A 22,395-nucleotide genomic window follows, 5' to 3' on the forward strand; every position below is an offset into this window, starting at 1 on the left:
ATATGAAAAAATGTATAGTTTGTGGAAGTAGGTTCGGTCAATTTTATATAGAGGCATTGAAAAGTATACCAAACATTAAACTTCATGGGTTACTCGCATCAGGAAGTGAGAGGTCAATTGATTGTGCTAATTACTATCAAATTAAGTTATACAATGATGTTGATGATTTACCTAGTGACATTGATTTGGCATGTATTGCTATTAAATCTGAAGTGCAAGGTGGGAAAGGTAATTTAATAGCAGAATCATTGCTAAAAAGAGGTATAGATGTCATTTTTGAACAACCTCTTTCTGAAAAAGAATATATATCACTGTATAAATTAGCTAAAAAAGAAAAAAGATATTTTAGTGTTTGTAATTTATACTGTAAACTACCCAGCGTTCAAAATTTTATTGATAATTATAGATGTATAAGAAAGGATCAATCCGTAAAATATATTAATGTAGAATTTGCAACACAGTTATCTTATCCAGTTGCACAATTATTATCAATATTAATACCTGAAATTAAAAATGTTGAATTTAATGAATCAAGAAAAGAGAATGGCCCTTTTCAATACTTATCCACAAATATAAATGAAACACAATTAAACTTAATTGCCTATAACGAAATTGTAGATAATGAAATAGATAATTTTATGAGGTTACTATTTAGTATAAAAATTGGCTTTGAAGGTGGAGAATTAAATTTATTAGATCCTCAGGGATATGTGTTTTGGAGAGAATATATTAAGTTTCCAAATCGATATAGAATACCGTCTAGTTTTATTGATAATCCACCCAAAGGAATGACACGTAAACATATAAAATTGCTATATGTTAATCCAGATTTAACTCAACAAACGATATTTACAGATTTGTGGCCAACGACTATTTCTAAGGAAATATATTTATATTTAAAAAGGAATCAACATGGTGAACTTTATTTCAATGTATTAGCACAAAATCAGATTAATAGTTCGATAATATGGCATAAATTAATGCAGTCATTAGGCTATCCGACGCTAGTAATAAAAGATAAATATACCTTATATGATATTGATCGACTTGTTCTAAATGAAAAAACATATGAAAGTATTAATGATGAAATGGGAAAATTAGAGCGAATTTGTGCTAAATCAATGCTTTGGATACTAAGTCGGAACATTAATAGTTTAAAGGTCGCGTGCTCTTACCAAAGTATTATTAGAAACCTAAATGTTCAAGATAATTATAGAAATATTATTAAACGTTGGTTAAATTACTTATCAAGAAATAATTACATTATAGAGACTGAACCGGAAAAATATATATTTGATCAATTAGATAAATCACACTCAAATATTTTATTTGAATGGAATGAACTTGAAAGGAAATGGCATGAAAATATTATGCCAATTTCTGTAATAAAATATTTCAAATCACATATTCAACTTATGGATAAAATATTAAAAGGTGATGAATCTGTAAATTTGTTGTTATTCAATCAAGGTAAAAATGATATCGCAAAAGATTTGTACAGCCAAACAGCCATTTCTAAATACATTAATGATCAGATTGGACAGTATATTAAGGATTTATCGGAAAATAATTCATTATCAATTTTAGAATTAGGAGCTGGTACTGGCGCCACAACGCAAAAAATATTGGATAAAGTAGCTGATACGTTTACTGGACAGTACATTTTCACAGATATATCTAAATTTTTCTTGATCTCTGGTGAAGAATTGTTTGGACGTCATCAATTTATGAAATACAAGATTTTAAATATAGACAAAATGGATGATAATAATTTTATTAATAAAAATAAATTTGATGTCATTGTTGCAGTTGGAGTTATTAATAATTCAAAAGATATAAGAAGCTTATTAAAAAGATTAAATGATACATTAAACAAAAATGGCAAACTCATTATAGGAGAAGCATATGGTGAATCTTCAGTTATGCTTATATCTCAAGCCTTCATGATGACAGAACCTGAAGATGAAAGAAAGTATAAAAATATGACCTTTTTATCACTAAAAAGTTGGTATGAAATCTTTGATGAAACTGGGTTTAATGTTCTTAAAAAAATGCCACATCAAACTGATGAGTTGTCCTCATTTAATCAGGCGCTCTTTATATTAGAAAAGAGGTAATAATGTATAAGATTGGTCATTTACAATATAAAGTTATTGATCTCGAAAATGCTATAAATAAGTTTGAACAATTAGGTTTCGATGTTGAAAGAGCTAATAAAAACTCTAAAAATGCTTTTATTTGGTTTGAAACCGGTCCACATATAGAGCTCATAGAAATGAACAATAATTTAATCCCCTTTGCTTATATATTTAGATGGATTTATGGAGATGCGATGAAAAAAAGGTGGAAGAAATGGTGTGGAAACAAAAAAGGATTTGTTGATTTTGCAATAGAAAATAAAGATGCTAAATATCGAAGTATTCAAAATTTTCCGAAAAACAAAATAATTTTAAAGGATTTTGGTGTTGAATCAAATAAAATAATAACTTGGAATAGAAAAAATTCAAAAAATGAAAAAGTTTCATTTAGTTATTTACCTTTAATACCAGCAACATTACCATTTGTAGTTTCAGATTATAGTATGAATCAACGTCCAAATTATGTTGTACACAAAAATAACATAGAGAAAATTCAAAGTGTAAATTTTACGTGTAAAGAAAAGGAATATGAAATTTTGAAAAATGTTTTGAAAAATGATGAATATTTAAAATTAACCCTAGGATTAAATGCGGAAATTGATCAAGTACTTCTTAAAAATAAATTTGGAAAGTTATATAGATTAACGAACTATATGACGATAGAAAGTATGTGAGTAGGTTGGAAATAAAAAGAGAATTAATCAGGCTATATCAAAATGGTATAAATATCTGGTTTGAAAATGATCGATTACATTATAAAAGTAAATTAGGAAAGTTGTCACAGGATGATGTAGCCTTCTTAAAAGAAAATAAAATTAAAATCATTGAGCTATTTAAATCAAATAGTAAATATGAATATTTTAAAGATATTAATCGATTTCCATTAAAAGATATACAAAGTGCTTATATTATAGGTGAGAAGAGTGTATTCGGATCAGTTTCAAGTCATGTCTATTTTGAAGTTACATTTCCAACATTAGATGAAATAAAAATAAATAAGATTTGGAATAATTTAATATCTAAACATGAAGCTTTAAGAACAGTTATTGATTCATGGGACACACAGAAAATAGTAGATTCAGATATTGAATATGAAGTTTTGGTAAAAAAGGGTGAAAAAAACTGTAATGAAACACGAAATCGATTGATGAATAAATATTACAATCCATCTATTTGGCCTTTATTCGATATTGAAGTAACTCAAACAGATAATCAATCACTTTTACATTTGTCGTTTGATTTTTTGATTTTAGATTGGATGAGTATTTGGATTTTATTAAAAGAATTTGAATATGAGTATTTTCATGGTAATTTACAAACAAAAAATCATAAAATTTCACATCTGAGGGATATTTATCTAGGTAGTGAACTAAAAAAAGCAAGTTCTAAATATTTGCATGACGAGATGTATTGGACAGACAAAATAGAAGAATTAGGAGATTATCCTAAGTTACCAGTAAAAATGAGTGAAATTAAAGATGAATTTATTAGAAAATCATTCCTTCTTAATAAAAATAATTGGAATGCTATTAAGGAACTCTCAAAAAAATTCGCTCTTACTCATAATACTATGGCTTTAACAGCATTTGCATGTGTTTTAAAAAAGTGGGTTGATCAAGAGAAGTTTGTAATAAACTTAACAACTATGAATAGAGAGTCAGAATTTGAGGATATACAAAATGTTATAGGAGATTTTACTTCAACAAATTTATTGAATGTAGAAATTGATGAACATAAATCATTTATTTATAACGCAGAAAAGATACAAAATCAATTATTAAAAGATTTAGAACATAATTATTTTACAGGTGTAGAAACAATAAGGGAAATTAGGAAATCAAATTCAAATTGCATATTTCCAATTGTTTTTACTAGTTCATTAGGTACAGGTGTTATGAATTATGAATATATGGAACTAGGGAAAATAGGTATAAGTCAATCTCCTCAAGTATTTATGGATTGTCAAATTATGGAGTTAAATGATGAATTATATATCAATATAGATACAAGAAAAGGTATTTTTGATAATGAATTTTTAGAAATTTTTACAAAAGATTATCAACATTTTCTATTAGACGTCTTAACTAACTCAGCCAGAAGTTCTACATTGATACATTGGTACCGTAAAGAACGCTATAAAGACAACTTTAAGCAAATTATTACTAATTGTGATGAAATTGAAAAGACCGTAGATACTAATGACAAAAATATTAAAAACCGACTGTCAGATAAATTAATTCATGAAATTACTGAGAGATGTAAAGACATATTAAAAGTAGATTCACTTAGTAAAAATGATAATTTTTATAAATACGGCGCAGATTCGTTAATATTAGCAAGATTATCAACAAATATAATCACTACATGTGAACAACATCAGTTAGAAGAAATAAATTTTGATAGTTTATTAAGATCCCTGTTAGCTGAGCCAACTCTACAAAACATACTACAAGAGATTAATAATAAAAAAACAGATAGTAAGACTGACGAGAAAAATGAGAATAATTATATAGGTAAATTAACAATTTTTAAAAAGGGAGGAGAAACGCTTAAAATATTTTTCCATGCAGGATTAGGAACAATGAATTGTTTAAGATATTTGATTGATGAATTAAAAAAGAATGATCAAGATTCAATTGCAGGTATTACAATTCAAGACCAAGAAAAATATTGTCATATAAAGAAAAATCAACTAGTTAAGAAAATTAGTGAAGAATATGCAGAGCTAATTAAGAAATCAGGATATAAAGCCGTTCATTTAGTGGGATATTGTTCTGGAGGTCTGATCGCTTTAGAAGTAGCGAGCACACTCATTCTCAATGATGTGGATGTTGAAAACGTTACCTTAATTGATACTTCACCGTCACCATTATCAAAAATAGATTATATGGTTTCTGAAATGGCATTTATACAAAATCACTTTATCACGATTAAAGATGTTCTGCCCCAAATTAATAATAACAAACTAAACGATAGTATTAGAAAGATGTATTCCAAAATTAATACGAATTCACAATATGATTTATTAAATTTCATCACCAATAAATATGGTAAAGAAGATCTATTAAAAAAAGAATTAGAGGAATTTTTCAAAAATAACTCATTAAACGAAAGATTTGAAATATATAAGGATGTTATAAATTCAAAACAAAATAGTGGCATTACTGCAAGTAAAGATTTCTTAATTTCTTCTTATAAAACGCAAATGGCAAGTTGGGAAGGGGCCCATATGACACCTACTACATATATTGGCGATGTAACTTACTTAAAAGCACAAGATAAGGATGACTTCGATATATTGCCAGCACAAGACAATACTGAATTTTGGCGAAATTGTTGTATCGGTAATTTTACTGAAATAACTATACCAGGTAATCATTATAATTGTGTCGAGGACAATGTTCATGCATCATATGTTGCGAAATTGTTAATAAAAAATTTTAACAGATGAGGAGTTAAATTATGAATAAACTAACAGTGAAAGATTTAATTACAGTAGGTGTTTTTACAGCGATATATTTAGTCTTATTCTTTGTTACTTCAATGATCGGTTACATACCATTTTTAATACCGTTTCTAGGATTCTTTTGTCCGATAGTATGTGGAATTCCATTTATTTTATATATTATGAAGATAAATAAATTTGGATTGGTGACATTAACTGGAACAATTTTAGGTATTGCATTTACAGTTATGGGAAGTGGCTTAATTATGATTCCGTTCGGTATGATTTTCGGTATAATAGGTGATTTCATTATGAAGTCTGGTAAATATATTGAATGGAAATCAATTACATGGGGATATGCTATTTTCTCTTTATGGATGATGGGGTTTGTCTTAAGGATGTTTATTGCAAGGGAACAATACTTTAAAGAGGTCGGGGAGTCTTATGGTCAAGACTATGTAAACGTATTGGAATCTATTACTCCTTTATGGTCGTTACCTGTGATGTTTATTTTAACTGTAGTAGGAGGGCTTATCGGGGCTTGGTTAGGTAAGAAAATGTTTAATAAACATTTCAAAAAGGCGGGGCTTGTGTGAAGGCACTTGGTAGTTCAGTAAAAGATTATATGAATATCATCTTAAAATTAGATCCTAGAACTAAAATTGCTTTAACCATCACCATTAGCACGTTATTAATATCAAGCGGTAGTTCACAAAGTGTTTTAAGAGTATGTTTAACGCTATTTTCACTCACATTATTATTAACTATTCATAAGATAAGTTTATTCATCAAATGTGTTGTTATTTTTTTAGTGTTGATATGCCTACAATATTGGGTGCTCCCTTTTACAGAAGGCATGATTAAATTTATCCTTCTAGCATTTATTGGTATTTTTATGAATATATTTCCTGGATTTATAGTTGGTTACTATACTTTATCTTCTACGAAAGTAAGTGAATTTATAACAGCTATGGAAAAATTGAAATTACCTAGAAATATTATTATTCCAATATCTGTAATTTTTAGATTTTTCCCAACGATTGCTGAGGAATATCGAAATATTAATTATGCTATGAAAATGAGAGGTATTCATTTTCCAAATCATTTATTTAGATTGATTGAATATAGAACGATTCCACTTATTATATCTGTTGTACAAATAGGGAATGATCTTTCTTATACAGCAATGACGAGAGGGATTGATTCACCATTTAAACGTACGAATGTATGCAATTTGAAATTTAAACTACTCGATATAATGATAATGATTATTATGATTATTTTATGGAGTGTTTATTTTAAGGAGAAGTTGTTTCATGATTAAATTTGATAATGTAACTTTTAACTATGCTTCTTCAGATAAACCGGCAATTAAAAATGTCTCACTTCAAATTAAACAAGGTGAATTAGTCGTGTTCTGTGGTAAATCAGGTAGCGGAAAGTCAACTATTGCCAAATTGATAAATGGCTTGATTCCTAAAGTTCAGCATGGCGACATAATTGGAGATGTTTATTTGGATGGACGCAATATATCAGAAATTGAAATGTATCAATTATCACAAATGGTTGGTAGTGTTTTTCAAAATCCGAAGACACAATTTTATAATGTTGATACAACAAGTGAGCTTGCATTTAATTTGGAAAATCAAGGTATAGATGAATCAGTCATTAAGAAAAAAATTAAAAGAGTCATGAATCAATTTAAGATTGAGCACTTATTGAATCAGAATATATTTGAGTTATCAGGTGGCGAAAAACAAATCATTGCGTGTGCGACAGTGCTTATTAGTAATCCGGATGTTGTCGTATTAGATGAACCATCATCTAATTTAGATATGTATAGCATTAGGAAATTAAAAGAAATGATTTGCTATTTAAAAAAAAGTGGCAAAACGGTCGTATTAATAGAACATCGCTTGCATTATATTATGGACGTGGCGGATAGTATTTATTATATGGAAAATGGTTTGTTACACACACAGTATCAGGCAAATACATTTAAGATGCTGAATCGTCATGAATTAGAAAGTATGGGTATTAGATATGGACAAAAAGAGCAGTTACCACTTGCGCCAAAAAATGGTGTACATGTTATGCACATGTATAACTTTACTTATGCTTATAAAAAATTTAATAAAGAAAATCATTTAGATATAGACAAAATAACAATGCCAAAAGATGAAGTGGTTGCGATTATAGGTAATAACGGAAGTGGTAAGTCTACTTTTGCTAAATGTTTATGTGGTTTATTGAAAGGTTTTAAAGGTTATGTTTCCTATGACCATAAGCAATTCAAAAAGAAACAATTATTAAAGAAGAGCTACATGGTTTTCCAAGATGTAAACACACAATTATTTACGGAAAGCTTAGAAAAGGAATTACAGCTGTTAAATATTCATGTAACAGAAACACAAGTTGATAACATTTTAAAAAGTATAAATTTATTAGATAAAAAGCATGAACACCCATTATCGCTTTCTGGTGGTGAAAAGCAAAGATTGGCTATTGCTACGGCAATTTTGAGTGATAAAGAAATAATTATATTTGATGAACCTACCTCAGGATTAGATTTATATCATATGAGAAAAGTAGCAAAAATGATTCAAGATATTCATGAGAAAGGAAAGCAAATTTTTATCATTACACATGATAAATCGTTGATATTAGAAATATGTACATATGTTTTACATATAGAAGAGGGTCGTCTTATTAATCAATTCGCATTAAATCATCGAGGTATCGATCAATTGAATTACTATTTCGATGTATAAATCGCATCAATGAGAGGAGTCAGTTAAGAATGAAAACTGATGAACATTGGATAAAATCATTATTATTCTTTGGAAAAGATGCTAAATGGAAGATTTTTTCATCTGTTTTATTATCTATAATTAGTGTGTTTTCAGGATTAGTACCTTATTGGACAGTTTATAAAATTATATTGCTAATGATTGATGGGGAAACAGAAGTAAATCAAGTTGTTTATTATATAGGTATCGCTGTTGGTGCTTATGTTTTGCAACTTATTTGTTTTGGTAGTTCAACAATGTTATCGCATGTGACGGCTTATGATATTTTATCTAATATTAGAAAGCAACTCGCGCATAAATTAATGCGCTTACCTCTAGGTGTTATAGAATCTAGAAAAATTGGTGAACTCAAAAATATATTTGTCGATAAAGTTGAAACTATTGAATTACCATTAGCGCATGTTATTCCAGAAGTAATAGGTAATCTATTACTTTCTATTTCGATATTTCTTTATATTGTCATTATTGATTGGCGTATGGCATGTGCCCTGCTGATTACAGTTCCGATAGCATTTTTTTCTTTCAAAAAATTAATGTCCGGGTTCAATGAGACTTATGAAGAACAAATGACTTCGAATAATTATATGAATAGTTCAATTGTTGAATACATAGAAGGTATAGAAGTCATAAAAACATTTAATCAATCTCAAAATTCTTATAAAAAATATAAAGATGCTGTTAATGCATATAAGGAACATACGTTAAATTGGTTTAAAAGTACATGGTTTTATATGAACTTGGGTGCGAATATTCTCCCTTCGACTTTTTTGGGGGTGTTACCACTAGGTATGTATTTGATTTCAATTAACCAGTTGAACTATGCAGAATTTTTTATTTGCTTAGTACTATCTTTAGGTGTAGTTGCTCCAATTAAGAACTTTACTAATTATGTAAATCAATTAAAATCAATCCAATACGCCATTACAGAAGTGCGAAAAGTTTTAAATTTAGAAGAACTTGAAGTCTCGAAAGTACATAAAGAACCTAAAAATCATAAAATCTCATTTAAGGATGTTGGTTTCTCTTATTCCAACGATAAGGATAACTTAGTATTTAACCATATATCTTTTGAAATTCCCGAGAAAAATTTTACAGCAATTGTTGGTGCATCTGGTAGTGGTAAGTCTACGATTGCAAAATTACTATTAAGGTTTTGGGATGTAACATCAGGTGAAATTGATATTGGTGGCGTAAATATTAAAGATATTGAATCAAAGAAGCTTAACGAATTAGTGGGTTTTGTCGGACAAGATAACTTCTTATTGAATCTTACATTTAAAGAAAATATTAAATTAGGTAATCCAAATGCATCGGATGAAGCGGTTGTAGAAGCAGCTAAATTAGCGCAATGTCACGAATTTATTGCGAAATTGCCAGAGGGCTATAATACGAATGTAGGTTCAGTTGGAGATAAATTATCAGGTGGTGAAAAACAACGTGTCACAATAGCAAGAATGATTTTGAAAGATGCGCCTATTATTGTATTAGATGAAGCAACAGCTTATGTAGACCCTAATAATGAACAAAAAATTCAAACTGCATTAAATGCACTAACTCATAACAAAACGCTTATCGTGATTGCGCATCGATTATCTACCATTACACAAGCAGATCAAATTATCGTACTAGGTCATCAACAAATTCTTGAAAAAGGTGACCATGCAAGATTATTGAATATGAACGGACATTATAGGAAAATGTGGGATTTGCACATCGGTGCGAAAGAATGGGGAGTCTCTTCTTAATTTGTAATAAATTCAAATACGAAGGAGGATTAACATGTTTCGGATTACATTTAAGGTTTTAAAGTGGACGTCACCTTATAGATTGAGAATGATTTTAGGTTTCATAATGTCATTTATTAACTCAATTTTTATTGCCCTACCTATCTTTTTAGCTGCCCAAGTGTTCAATCGAGTACTATCTCATACACAAATTGAGATGTATGAAATCATGAGTGTGTTAGGCATTATGATTTTATTAGTATTAGCAAGATTTATAACAGCTTATGTAAAGAATAGGCTTCAAGAAAGTATTGCCTATGAAATGAGCACGAAAGAACGTTTAAATATTGGTGATAAAATTAAAAAAGTTAGGCTAGGATATTTTGAAAATCACGATACAAATGAACTTGCAACCATTGTTACAACAGATTTAACGTTCTTAGAAAATTATGCGATGAAAATGATCGACATTGTTGTAAATGGTTATATATTAATTGCTGTATTAATTTTTTCGTTATTAGTTGTATCTTGGGAAGTGTCACTACTAGCACTCATTGGTGTAGTTCTATCTTTACTAAGTATTCATTTATTAGAAAAGAAAAGTCATCAAAACGCACCTTATTATCATCATGCTCAAAATCAACTTGTTGAAAAAGTGCTTGAAGTTATTAGAGGAATTCAGGTTATTAAATCATTCTCAAAAGAAAATACAAGCCTTCAAAGTTTTAACAAGGCAGTAGACGAAAGTAAACACGTAAATTCAAAAATTGAATTACAATACATACCGTTTAATTTATTACATTTGTTGAGTTTAAAAGTGGTTTCAATTGCCATAGTATTAATCGCATGCTTACTTTATATAAATCAGAGCATCGATTTACCAACGCTCGTCATGATTTCTATCTTTTCATTTGTGATATTTGAAAGTGTGGAGAACGTAAATAATGCAGCACATGTTTTAGAGATAATCAATGTGACACTAGATGATATTGAAGAAATTAAGAACGCACCTGTATTAGATGAAACTGGCCGAGATTTCGAAATCGATAATTGTGATATTGAATTTGATCATGTGAGCTTCTCATATGGAAAACACCGAGTAATTAAAGATGTGAGCTTTAAAGTAGGAAGGCATACGTCAACAGCAATTATTGGTCCATCAGGAAGTGGTAAATCCACCCTATGTAATTTATTGTTAAGGTTTTACGATGTAGATGAAGGTGTTATTCGAATAGGTGGAATCGATATCCGAGATATGACACTTAACACGTTAATGTCGCATATTAGTGCAGTGTTTCAAAAGGTATACTTATTTAATGACACGATTGAAAATAATATATTATATGGTAAGCCAGGCGCAACTAAAGAAGAAATTATCAGGGCTGCAAAACAAGCATGTTGTCATGAATTTATCATGTCACTACCGGACGGTTATCAAACAATGATTAATGAGAAAGGTAATAATTTATCTGGTGGTGAAAAACAACGTATCTCTATAGCAAGGGCGATATTGAAAGACGCACCGATTATCATTTTAGATGAAGCGACTGCTAGTATTGACCCAGAGAACGAACATCTCATCCAAAGTGCGATTGATGAATTAAGTGAAGGTAAAACAGTTATCACAATCGCGCATAAAATTGGAACAATCAAAAATGCAAATGAAATCATTGTATTAAATGAAGGTGAAATAATTCAGAAAGGCGATCACGAAACACTCGTAAATCAATCTGGTACGTATCAAAACTTTATCCAAATTAAGACACAATCAGAAGGTTGGAGATTGTAAATCATGACTAAACAAATTGGGATTTTAGGTGGAAATGGTGCGATAGGTAGAAGTTTAACAGAACTATTATCCAGACATAAAGATATTCAAATCAAAATCAGCACCAGAGCAGGTGTTTTTAATAAAGTAGTACATCATAAGACTAAATATGAAATATTAAGTTTGGAAAGTAGAGATGATTTAAAAAGGTTTATTAACGGATGTGATATTGTTGTAAACTGTACAGGTTTTTTCAATAAGAATATAATAGATTGCTGTTTAGAATATCATTCACATTATATTGATACTTCTGGTGAGTTGAATTTGGCTCATAGTGAGAGAATATTGAATGATCAATTGCAACAAAAACGGTTGAGTTCAGTACAATTTGTTGGGGCAAATCCTGGGTTAACGGAAGTGCTAGTTGCATATAGTAAAGCGTATTTAAATGTAGACGAATTAGAACTATACTTTTCAGGTGTTGGTGAATTATCGAAGTCAGCTGTTCTAGAAATGATTGAAACCTCAGAACCTCCATATTCCTATAGTCAAATGTACATATTAAATGGTAAACCTGAAAAGTTAGAGTATATGATAAAAGAAGATAATTTATTGGATGATGATACTCAATTCTATAGTGTTCCTATTATCAACCATCACTTTATAAATTGCATACAGAAAAATAATATATCAAAGGCATATTTTTTCAATACTTTTACTGATAAAAATATTATATTTAACATGGTAGAAGCGAAAATTTTGCATCAGAATAATCAAACTGAAAAAGCTATATCAAAATTAGTGGAGTCATTTAAAAAGTATAGTAATGATAATAAGCCATATACGCTAATAAAAATTCTTAGAAATAAAAGATATGGAATCAATTTTCGAAGTTCGCTTGATTGGATTGAAATAACGGCTTCAGTTGTTTATCATACAATAATTTTACTTTTAAGAGATAGGATTTATGGATATGGAATTAAAAATTTATATGAAGTTATAGATTCTAAAGACTTACTGCTAGATATGAAGAAAAATCCGAAAATAACTATAGAAGTTTACAAATGAGGTGAAGGATTTGAAGAATACTTTATATAATTTAATAAATAACCTTAAGTATGAAGTGTGCAATTATGATATATATGGTTATAAATTGAATAACTTGAATAACTTGAAATACAATATATGTAGTAGTTCTAAAAGCGTTTTAAAAGAAGATTTTATGATGTATGAAATGAATAATTTAACATATATAGGTATTGGCAAAGCAATAGAGGTTAAGGTGACTAGTAAAAAAATTATTATTGAATGTAGAGAATCAAAAGTAAAAAAAGTCGAATATTTTACATCATTGAATAATTTGTTGAAACAAATACAAGAAGCACTTGAAGAAAATAATATAAGTAATTTTGGATATATCAATTATAATTTAGCAAAATATTTATATCAGTGTAATGATTCTGATAAAGATGAAGAATTATTGTATTTTTTTGTACCAACTATAGAAGTGAAACTAAGTAAAGGGAATATGAGTGTGAGTTATTTAAACAAAAATCCATTTAATGACTTGGATGAAATATATAAAGAAATGACGGTAAATCATTTACCGCTTAAACATGATACAGAAGAGTCGTTGTTAAATCAAAAAAGTGATTTGTATAAAAAGAATGTAGATAAAGCAGTGGAAGATATAAAAAATAAAATTTACTCTAAGGTAATTCTTTCTCGAAAAATCAATATATCAGAAAAAATCAATATGCTACATAGCTATTTTTTAGGTCTTAAAATTAACAATCCTGCACGTTCATATTTATATAATATCAATGGCATGGAGTTATTTGGTTTTTCTCCTGAAACCATCGTCCAAGTAGATAATAATAACAAAGTCCTCACGTTCCCATTAGCTGGTACAAGAAAAAACAAAGAACATTTAAAAAAAGAATTATTGACTGATATCAAAGAAGTTGGAGAACATGCTGTTTCAGTTAAATTAGCTATAGAAGAACTAAAAAATGTGTGTAAATCAGATACTATCAAAGTAGATGAATTCATGAACATTTATGAGAGGGGATCAGTACAACATTTAGGTTCTGTTGTATCAGGTTTTCTTAAGAACAAAAATTATTGGGAAGCACTTTTAGCTTTATATCCTGCTGTAACAGCTTCAGGAATTCCTAAAAAAGAAAGCATACAAGCAATTGAAAAATATGAAGATACACCGCGAAATCTATATAGTGGAGGAGTGTTTCTAATAAATAAAGATTTCGGATTTGATGTGGCCTTAATATTGAGAACTGTCTTTCAAGATAAACATGAAACATTTGCAAGAGCTGGAGCAGGAATTGTTGAGAAATCAGAACCTGATAGAGAATTAGAAGAGACTCGTGAAAAGTTAAATTCAATTATAACAGCATTGACTTTATAAATTATTTAGAGATAAACATCTATAAGTGTCCATTATAAAACTTTTCGCAACTTGCTTTATATAAAGTCAAGAACGAGGAGCAAATTATAGATTTTGATTGATAATGATTGACTAATAAAGTAGTGTTTTTGGCGACAATAACTATTGAGGACTATGTTGTGAAATGAGTAATTTTATCAACTGATAATCAATTATAATGAATAAATTAAGAAATCACCTTTATAATCATATATAGAATCAACTTATGATTCAATCCATGAAAATAGCGCGCGTTTTATTTATAATTACCAAGAAAAATAGTTAAGCGTATCTTATGAGAATGCTACTTTGAAGGAACTAAAAGGTAGTAAGGTATTCATTAATAAGTCCCAATTAGCGTACAGATTGTTTACGAGATACAAAATCATTAGTTAAAGTAGAATTATAAACCTCATGAATAATCAATAAACTCAGAAAAACCGTTAATGATTGAATAACATTAATATCTAGTATAACCATTTTCTAATTTAAAGAAAATTGGTCTAGAATTACTGTTAATTTTCTCCTTTTATTAATATCAGGCCTCCTTACGAAAGTTAAATTGAGGTTTCTAATTTTTTTAAGTGTTTCTATATCAATATTTGTATTGTGAAAAGCCCAATTAAACATGTCGTCTGTCATATTTTTATGGGAAAGTGTTTTTAAATACAATTCTTCTTTTGAAGGATTATATTTATTCGTATTGGTGTAAATAGTATCTTTATTGTAATTTATATAAACAAAATTGTTGTTAATAATAATGTCTTCCAATTTAATGTAAAATTCATCAAGGGTTCTATTTACAGTTATAAAAGATAATAAGCCTAGAAATATATTATGTAAATATTTAGAGTCCTAGGGTATTAAAATACAAAGCTAATTAAAACCATCCATGCGAACGGGTGGTTTTAATTTGTGTAAATAATCTAGATTTCTATTCATATGTATAGCATTTATCATATATGTAACTTTTATTGTTGTATTAACAATAAATAGGTCATATTCGCCTCAATCTAAACCACTTTCTAAATGTATAAATAGGGTGGATTTTCTTGTAGTTTTTTCACTATCTTGTTAATAACAAAATTTCATTAATAATATTTTTAGGTATAATATCATCTATTTCGCGATTTTTGCATTAGGAATGTTCTTTCGCTCAGATTACATTCTGGATAGTGTAAATGTGATTCTAAATATTTGCTGGATATAATGCGAAATTTGTTACTGAGAAAAATTTTATTAATGCGCTAAGATACAATAACATTACAATGAATAAAGTGAGAGTAGATGCTAAAATCCAAACATTTAAAAGTGGCTGATGTAAAAAAAGCATATGCGGGATATAAAATGACAGAAGATAAGTTACACGGAGCAATCATGTTCAATGTGAACGGACAACAAATTAGCTTTGCATATAATGGAAAATATGTTGAGAAAGTAATGATTGGCCGCTATCATGCGTAAAATATAGATATTGGAATAGGGGCTGGGATATAGAATCTTAGCTATTAAAAAAACACCGCAAAATTCATTTCAAAGGATTTTGTGGTGTTTTGCGCTCTAATTCTGTTTAAAATTAGCACTAATCATGCTAATTTACTTAGGTTGAGTGTCATGAAAATATTATATTTTCACATTCGACTTTAGATGGAGTACGTACGACAATCTATTGAAGTCTTAATTAGCTTTCAGATTCCTTAAAGTACTATTTTGTTTGTGGATATTTTTTTTACACATTAGGGCTTTATTTTCGAAATAAAATATAAAGAGAATCGATTAAGTAAAAATGATTTTACCTGATTGATTCTCTTTTTCGGCTAGGAATTATGTCCTAGTTTTTTTGATTTTCAATTAATTATTTCCAAAGCGATGAAATAAAGCTTGTAAATGATTTGCTCAATGAACTTACTGTATTTGCTGTATCGATAGTTGTTTTAACGAAACTTGGGTTTTTATAGAATGCATATAAAACTTTACCTGTATTAATGCCTTCAGTAACGTAGTTTCTTACTTTAGCGTATGAGTTGTAGAGAGCTCCATTTTTTCCTTCAATTTTAATTGGAGTAATATGCGATTTCCATCCATCACCTAAAGTTGCTAATACGATTGGATCAATTAAACGTTTATATTTAAAGTATTTGTCAGCATAAAATTTAGCATTGTCATATTTTGTTTTATAACTGTTGTACGTATCTGTTACGTATTTATAACCGTTATTGAATGTTTCACTGATGTAGTTTTTAAATGCTTGATAGTAACCAGGTGATTTTGGTGCTGTTTCTGTTTTCGCTGGTGCTTCTACTTTTGGTGCTTCTGTGTTTTGATTAGATGATAATGTTTCTGTCGCTACTGTTGTTTTTGAAGTCGCATGTTTTTGAATGATTAAGTCTAATTGTTTTTGTAAACGCTCTTGCATATAGTGTGGTGCTTTGTTCACTTCACGTTGTGCTTGACGACGGTTTTTAACAGTGTCTGCTTTTTCCAATGTTGTTAATGCTTCGTTAATTTTACGGACTTGTGCGTCTTGACGTGCATAGGCATCTTGAATGCTATTGTGAGTTGTGTCAGCTGCTTTTTGAGCATTTGCTTCGTGTTGTGCAATGATTAAATCGAGTTGTTTTTGTAATTGTTCTTTAACGTCTAATGGCGCTTTATTAACGTTACGTTGTGCGTTGCGTCGGTTATCGATTGAGTCTGTTTTTAATAATTCGGATAGTGATGTGTTTGCGTCTGATGTTAGTTCGTTATGACGTGCGAATGCTTGTTCTCTTGTGAGGTGCCCTGTGTTTTGCGTTGATTCATTTAAGTTTGGAGTGTGTTCTGGAGTTGTAGATTCTAAGTTGTTGTTTGTGTGTGTTTCAGTGTGTAATGTTTGGTACCATACGTCTTGGCTTTTGTCTGGATTCTTTTGGATTTCTGCGAGTGCTTCTGTTTTTTGGTTCTCAGATAAATTTTCATTGTTTAAAATTTCATAAAATGCGTTTTGTTGTCCAGCACGTCGCTCTTGATTGTTGCTGTCTTTGATGGATTCTGAGAAAACTTCTTGTGCGCGCTCAGGCTGTGTACGTAATGTTTGAATATAGTGGTTACGTTGTTCTTCTGTGATACCTTCTAAGTGCAATACTTTGTAAAATGCGCGTTGTGCGTCAGTCACGTCGCTCGTTTGTGTGTGTTGTGCAGGTGTTGTTTCTGTTGATTCTGCTGCTTTCGCTTCCCCATTAGCTACCATTGTTGCAAGTGTGATTGTTGCTGCTCCCATTAGCAATCTAGAAATATTTTTGTTTTTCATAACTATCCCTTTCTTTTTTTAAATAGAATAACTTTTATTAACGTAAAAAAGTATAACACGCAACCAATTTGAGTAACATTAAATATTTCTTAAATATAGAGGTTGTAATCAAAGTTTATAAAATATTTGATAATTCGACACTTTTTTGGGGTGCTATGCATTTGAATATAAATTTGTGTAGTGATGTGACGTCACAAAGTAAGTGGTCATTATGACAATGATGGCAAGAAGGGTGCCTTTATTTAAGTGATCCTTAAAAGAGACTGCATCTTATGAAAGTTGTGTTTATATGAAAGTGAATTAAACATGAACAATATGATATATATTTTCTTCTATATTGTGGTTGTAAATGTGACTCTTATTGTATACATTCTTTAGTCACCATTCATTGTGTATGTCAAGCGAGGTTGAAAAGCGGTAGTGTCAATGTTATGTAGAAGATACATAGGGGTATACGAAAAGTTAAGCCCTCCCTCAGTCTACCTTGACGGATGAGCGTGAGGAAGGGCGTTGATTTTTAACGATGCATAGCGTGCTTGATGTCTAGGTTCACAGCGAGTACGTTGACGATATCTGATTCGGATTGATGTAGCGTATGATTGTCAATTATAGATTGTATCGTTGTTATGGATAAGCCACTATGTTTGGCGATACGGTGTATTTGCATATTTGCTGCTTGTTTCGTAATTTGGCTATCTAATCCTGAGCCTGATGCAGTTAAGATATTTACCGGGACATCGTTAGGTTGAACCCCGTTGTTTTGACTGAATATTTTACGGTCTTTAGCGACGCGGTCGAGTAACGTTTGATTTTGATTGCTAAGGTTTGTACCGCCTGTCACTGGTTGGATATGGTCTGGGTTATCGGTGACCGGATATGAACTGTAATGGTGAGGTGATGGTCGTCCATGTAGGTAGTATGGCGATGTAAAATCTTGACCAATGCGTTCAGAACCGACAATTTTACCATTGTCTTTGATCAAACTCCCGTTCGCTTGATAATGAAAACACGTTTGACCCACTGCGGTTGTAAGTATAGGGTACACAAAACCACATATGACGAACACCAATAGTGTTGTCAAAATTGAACTTTTAAACATAGTATTACCTTCTCTCAAAATAGATTGATGATGATATCTATAAGTTTGATACCGATAAATGGTGTAAGGATGCCGCCAAGTCCAAAAATCAACGTATTGTTTAACAGCAAACGACTTTGAGTTGTTGGTCTGAATTTAACCCCTTTTAAGGCGATAGGGATTAATAAAGGAATAATGATAGCATTGAAAATTAATGCCGATAGGATAGCTGAATGACTCGTTTGTAGATGCATAATGTTTAAACTATTTATCGCGGGCATCCAAGGTAAAAAGAGTGCTGGGATGATTGCAAAGTATTTTGCAATATCATTAGCAATACTAAAAGTCGTTAAGGCGCCACGTGTAATTAATAATTGTTTCCCAATTTCTACAATCTCAATTAGTTTTGTTGGATCAGAATCTAAGTCAATCATATTGCTTGCTTCTTTCGCGGCGATGGTTCCAGAGTTCATCGCCACGCCTACGTTAGCGAGTGCAAGGGCAGGGGCATCGTTGGTACCATCCCCTGTCATTGCGATGACTTTGCCTTGTGCTTGCGCCTCTTTAATAACGCGTGTTTTATCTTCAGGTTTACATTCGGCGATAAAACGGTCTACTCCGGCTTCTTGTGCGATGGACGCAGCTGTGAGTGGGTTGTCCCCGGTACACATTACGGTTTCGATGCCCATTTTACGCAATACAGTAAAGCGTTCAGGTAGCCCTGGTTTAACGATGTCTTTTAAATAAATGACACCATAAATTTGTGTATGATCCATGACGACAAGAGGTGTTCCTCCTTGATGTGCCACTTCATCTGTTAACGACAATAAATCTTCAGGTATCGCAATATCCCATTTTTTAGCGCGTTTTATAACGGCATCTACAGCTCCTTTAAGGTGAAGTTGACCGTCTATCTCAATGCCACTCATTCGCGTTTCAGCAGTAAATGGAATGACTGTATAACGACTAGGGGGTGTAATGTGCGTGCCTTGTGATGCGCCAAATGTGACGATAGAACGTCCTTCTGGCGTATCATCATCATAAGAACTGAGTACGGCTTCTTGTGTTAATACGTCTTGTGTCACCCCGCTGACAGGGTAAAAGGCATGTGCCATACGGTTACCAAAGGTGATGGTCCCGGTTTTATCGAGAATCATCATATCCACATCACCACATGCTTCGACGGCTTTCCCGCTTTTGGCAATGACGTTGAAGCGGGTAACCCGATCCATCCCGGCAATGCCAATCGCTGAAAGTAATCCCCCAATGGTAGTCGGGATTAGACAAATAAATAGTGCAATTAAAGCCGTCGTCGATAAATCATAATGTAAGTGTCGTGCAATGGGGACTAAAGTAACGATGACGATTAAAAATATGAGCGTCAAACTGATTAACAAGGTCGACAAAGCAAGTTCATTTGGTGTCTTTTGACGCGAAGCGCCCTCGACTAATGCAATCATTTTATCGAGAAAGGAGTCGCCCGCTGCGGCTGTAACTTTGATTTTCAACTGATCGCTGACAACGACCGTTCCCCCAATGACACTCGAAAAATCGCCGCCTGATTCTTTTGCGACAGGTGCAGATTCTCCTGTGATGGCGGATTCATCGACCATTGCAATGCCTTCAATGATTTCACCATCACAAGGAATGGTTTCGCCATTTTTTACAAGTACAATATCCCCTTTATTAAGCTTGGTTGCAGGGATGGTATGTTCTTGGTGATCTTTAAGACGTCTGGCAGTCATCTCTTTTTTCTTCATACGGAGGGCACTGGCTTCTGCCTTACCACGTCCTTCTGCAAGACTTTCTGCAAAGTTGGCGAACAATATCGTTATTAATAAAACGACTGCAATAGTCCAGTGGTAAGGGCCTGCAGGTTTCATAGAAAATAAGGATGGAAAGATGCCACCCAACACCGTCACAAAAAAGGTCATTAAGACGACAAACATAACAGGGTTTTTAATCATTTTTGTTGGATTAAGTTTCACAAACGCTTGTCCAACGGCGGATTTTAAAAGTTCTTGTTTCATAATACTCCTCCTAGAGACGTCAAATACTCACCAATAGGACCTAGTACGAGAGCAGGTAAGAATGTGAGTGCACTTATTGTCAAAATAATGACAACTAAAAGTACATTAAAGACTGTAGTATCTATAGCCATTTCATTGGCTGTGTTTTGTACGGGTTTTCTGACAAGTAATGAGGCTACGAAGAGTTGAAGTATCATCGCAGGATAACGCCCGAAAAACATGGCACAACCTGTAGTGATGTTCCAAAGTCGAGTGTGATCTTGTAATCCTTCAAATCCTGATCCATTATTTGCACTCGCTGACGTAAATTCATAGAGGACTTGTGAGATACCATGGGCACCCGGATTAGTCATGGCATGCATCATTTGTGGATAAATGAAAGTTAGACATGTTAGCCCCAAGATGATGAATGGATGAATAATAAGGATAATAGAAATGAGTGTCATTTCTTTACTTTCAAGACGTTTTCCGAAAAGTTGTGGTGTACGTCCAATCATGAGTCCTGCAATGAATAACGTTAATAACACGTACGTCATAAAGTTTAAAAAGCCTACACCCGCCCCTCCAAAAATAGCATTAATCATCATGAGCATCAGTGGTACCATTCCGCCGAGTGCCGTTAAAGAATCATGCATATGATTGACAGCACCAGTGGTAAAGCTCGTAGTGACTATAGCGAAAAGGGCACTTTGCGTCATCCCAAAACGCGTTTCTTTCCCTTCAAAATTGGCACCCGGAATGTGAGGGTTTCCCATATACTCTGCAGTAATGTGTACGATAAAACAAAGTGTGAAAATGAGTAATAGTAAGCCAACGAAATAAAACGCTTGATTTTTAGAAGGGAAGTTCTTTTTATATAATATGATGCCAAATAAAATGAACATTGCCCCTGGCAGAATCATCATAGAAATCATGTCTACCATATTTGTCACAACGGTAGGGTTTTCAAAAGGCATCGCACTATTTGCGCTAAAAAAACCGCCCCCATTCGTACCGAGATGTTTAATGCTTTCGAGTGAGGCGACAGGACCTAAAGGTAACGCTTGGATGCGATGGTCGATTGTCGAAATATATAAGTTTTTGTTCAACGTTTGTATGACACCCTCATGCATCAAAAGCAAATTGATGATACATGAAAGCGGAAGTAACACTAATGCAATGACTTTGATGACATCGGAGTTAAAGTGACCTACGCAATCACTAGTGCCCGTCATTCGTCTGATAAAGGCAAGTGCCACCGATAAACCCGAAGCTGCGGACAGAAACATCAAAAAAGTAATCACTATCATTTGTGATAAATAACTTAGACTTGTTTCACCAGCGTAATGTTGTAAGTTGGTATTAGTAATAAAGGAAATGACAGTGTGAAATACCATGTCCGGTGTCATATTATCAATATGATTTGGGTTGAGCCATAAGCCATGTTGTAAACGTAATATGGCGTAACATATTACTGTCGCAATCCCATTGGTGAGTAGTAAACTTTTAAGATATGCTTTACCGGTTTGCGCAGATGTTTTTACTTTTAGAACATGCGTCAACGTATTTTCTAACTTTGCATAGTGCGTATAGATATAACTTTTACTGTTGAAAAAGATGTGATAGAGGTACCACGCTAAGAGAGTGGCGAGCACTATAAATATGCTAATTAAAAGTAACCAATCCATTAA

15 protein-coding genes are annotated in these 22,395 nt (G+C 31.6%); 11 read left to right on the forward strand and 4 right to left on the reverse strand.

Going from position 1 to position 22,395, the window contains the following annotated elements; translation table 11 throughout:
* Positions 1-2: 2 nt before the first annotated feature.
* The 11 genes from SHYC_RS00265 to SHYC_RS12205 all read left to right on the forward strand — a co-directional run bounded on the left by SHYC_RS00265 (position 3) and on the right by SHYC_RS12205 (position 15,792).
* A complete protein-coding gene (locus tag SHYC_RS00265; protein WP_039643472.1) occupies positions 3-2,117 on the forward strand; it encodes a bifunctional Gfo/Idh/MocA family oxidoreductase/class I SAM-dependent methyltransferase in 2,115 nt (704 codons plus the stop codon).
* Between the two features lie 2 nt (positions 2,118-2,119).
* Entirely contained in the window at positions 2,120-2,812 is a 693-nt protein-coding gene (locus SHYC_RS00270; protein WP_039643474.1) for a VOC family protein, read from the forward strand.
* The gene (locus SHYC_RS00275; protein ID WP_231912785.1) at positions 2,809-5,589 is read left to right on the forward strand and encodes a condensation domain-containing protein; all 2,781 of its coding nucleotides are present in this window, start codon (positions 2,809-2,811) and stop codon (positions 5,587-5,589) included. Before SHYC_RS00270 ends, SHYC_RS00275 begins: the two co-directional genes overlap by 4 nt.
* A gap of 11 nt (positions 5,590-5,600) precedes the next feature.
* Positions 5,601-6,179, forward strand: a complete 579-nt coding sequence (locus tag SHYC_RS00280; protein ID WP_039643477.1) for an MptD family putative ECF transporter S component — start codon at positions 5,601-5,603, stop codon at positions 6,177-6,179.
* Complete coding sequence (locus tag SHYC_RS00285; RefSeq protein ID WP_231912786.1) at positions 6,176-6,907, forward strand: energy-coupling factor transporter transmembrane component T; 732 nt, start codon at positions 6,176-6,178, stop codon at positions 6,905-6,907. The genes SHYC_RS00280 and SHYC_RS00285 overlap by 4 nt, the downstream gene beginning before the upstream one ends.
* A complete protein-coding gene (locus tag SHYC_RS00290; RefSeq protein WP_039643479.1) occupies positions 6,900-8,354 on the forward strand; it encodes an ABC transporter ATP-binding protein in 1,455 nt (484 codons plus the stop codon). Before SHYC_RS00285 ends, SHYC_RS00290 begins: the two co-directional genes overlap by 8 nt.
* A 29-nt stretch (positions 8,355-8,383) precedes the next feature.
* Positions 8,384-10,138 (forward strand): ABC transporter ATP-binding protein, encoded by a 1,755-nt coding sequence (locus SHYC_RS00295; protein WP_039643481.1) that lies wholly within the window; start codon positions 8,384-8,386, stop codon positions 10,136-10,138.
* A 34-nt stretch (positions 10,139-10,172) separates the two neighbouring features.
* Complete coding sequence (locus SHYC_RS00300) at positions 10,173-11,906, forward strand: ABC transporter ATP-binding protein (RefSeq protein WP_039643483.1); 1,734 nt, start codon at positions 10,173-10,175, stop codon at positions 11,904-11,906.
* A 3-nt stretch (positions 11,907-11,909) separates the two neighbouring features.
* Entirely contained in the window at positions 11,910-12,953 is a 1,044-nt protein-coding gene (locus tag SHYC_RS00305; protein WP_039643485.1) for a saccharopine dehydrogenase NADP-binding domain-containing protein, read from the forward strand.
* A gap of 94 nt (positions 12,954-13,047) precedes the next feature.
* The gene (locus SHYC_RS00310; RefSeq protein WP_231912787.1) at positions 13,048-14,310 is read left to right on the forward strand and encodes a salicylate synthase; all 1,263 of its coding nucleotides are present in this window, start codon (positions 13,048-13,050) and stop codon (positions 14,308-14,310) included.
* A gap of 1,305 nt (positions 14,311-15,615) precedes the next feature.
* Entirely contained in the window at positions 15,616-15,792 is a 177-nt protein-coding gene (locus SHYC_RS12205; RefSeq protein WP_158484603.1) for a hypothetical protein, read from the forward strand.
* A gap of 391 nt (positions 15,793-16,183) precedes the next feature.
* Here SHYC_RS12205 and SHYC_RS00315 read toward each other — a convergent pair whose 3' ends face one another.
* The 4 genes from SHYC_RS00315 to kdpA all read right to left on the reverse strand — a co-directional run bounded on the left by SHYC_RS00315 (position 16,184) and on the right by kdpA (position 22,392).
* Positions 16,184-17,617, reverse strand: a complete 1,434-nt coding sequence (locus SHYC_RS00315; protein ID WP_039643489.1) for a C3-binding domain-containing protein — start codon at positions 17,615-17,617, stop codon at positions 16,184-16,186.
* A 517-nt stretch (positions 17,618-18,134) separates the two neighbouring features.
* On the reverse strand, positions 18,135-18,716 hold the full coding sequence (gene kdpC, locus SHYC_RS00320) for a K(+)-transporting ATPase subunit C (RefSeq protein ID WP_039643491.1): 582 nt from the start codon (positions 18,714-18,716) through the stop codon (positions 18,135-18,137).
* Positions 18,717-18,730: 14 nt separating this feature from the next.
* Complete coding sequence (kdpB, locus tag SHYC_RS00325; RefSeq protein WP_039643492.1) at positions 18,731-20,725, reverse strand: potassium-transporting ATPase subunit KdpB; 1,995 nt, start codon at positions 20,723-20,725, stop codon at positions 18,731-18,733.
* Positions 20,722-22,392, reverse strand: a complete 1,671-nt coding sequence (gene kdpA, locus SHYC_RS00330; protein ID WP_039643494.1) for a potassium-transporting ATPase subunit KdpA — start codon at positions 22,390-22,392, stop codon at positions 20,722-20,724. The genes kdpB and kdpA overlap by 4 nt, the downstream gene beginning before the upstream one ends.
* Positions 22,393-22,395: the final 3 nt, after the last annotated feature.

Origin of the sequence: Staphylococcus hyicus (assembly GCF_000816085.1) — a bacterium.
Taxonomy (GTDB): domain Bacteria; phylum Bacillota; class Bacilli; order Staphylococcales; family Staphylococcaceae; genus Staphylococcus; species Staphylococcus hyicus.

What these genes read in the sequence shown, in the direction of transcription:
- SHYC_RS00265 (WP_039643472.1), top strand. Translation starts at nt 3, where the DNA reads ATGAAAAAATGTATAGTTTGTGGAAGTAGGTTCGGTCAATTTTATATA.
- SHYC_RS00270 (WP_039643474.1), top strand. Translation starts at nt 2,120, where the DNA reads ATGTATAAGATTGGTCATTTACAATATAAAGTTATTGATCTCGAAAAT.
- SHYC_RS00280 (WP_039643477.1), top strand. Translation starts at nt 5,601, where the DNA reads ATGAATAAACTAACAGTGAAAGATTTAATTACAGTAGGTGTTTTTACA.
- SHYC_RS00290 (WP_039643479.1), top strand. Translation starts at nt 6,900, where the DNA reads ATGATTAAATTTGATAATGTAACTTTTAACTATGCTTCTTCAGATAAA.
- SHYC_RS00295 (WP_039643481.1), top strand. Translation starts at nt 8,384, where the DNA reads ATGAAAACTGATGAACATTGGATAAAATCATTATTATTCTTTGGAAAA.
- SHYC_RS00300 (WP_039643483.1), top strand. Translation starts at nt 10,173, where the DNA reads ATGTTTCGGATTACATTTAAGGTTTTAAAGTGGACGTCACCTTATAGA.
- SHYC_RS00305 (WP_039643485.1), top strand. Translation starts at nt 11,910, where the DNA reads ATGACTAAACAAATTGGGATTTTAGGTGGAAATGGTGCGATAGGTAGA.
- SHYC_RS12205 (WP_158484603.1), top strand. Translation starts at nt 15,616, where the DNA reads ATGCTAAAATCCAAACATTTAAAAGTGGCTGATGTAAAAAAAGCATAT.
- SHYC_RS00315 (WP_039643489.1), bottom strand. Translation starts at nt 17,617, where the DNA reads ATGAAAAACAAAAATATTTCTAGATTGCTAATGGGAGCAGCAACAATC.
- kdpC (WP_039643491.1), bottom strand. Translation starts at nt 18,716, where the DNA reads ATGTTTAAAAGTTCAATTTTGACAACACTATTGGTGTTCGTCATATGT.
- kdpB (WP_039643492.1), bottom strand. Translation starts at nt 20,725, where the DNA reads ATGAAACAAGAACTTTTAAAATCCGCCGTTGGACAAGCGTTTGTGAAA.
- kdpA (WP_039643494.1), bottom strand. Translation starts at nt 22,392, where the DNA reads ATGGATTGGTTACTTTTAATTAGCATATTTATAGTGCTCGCCACTCTC.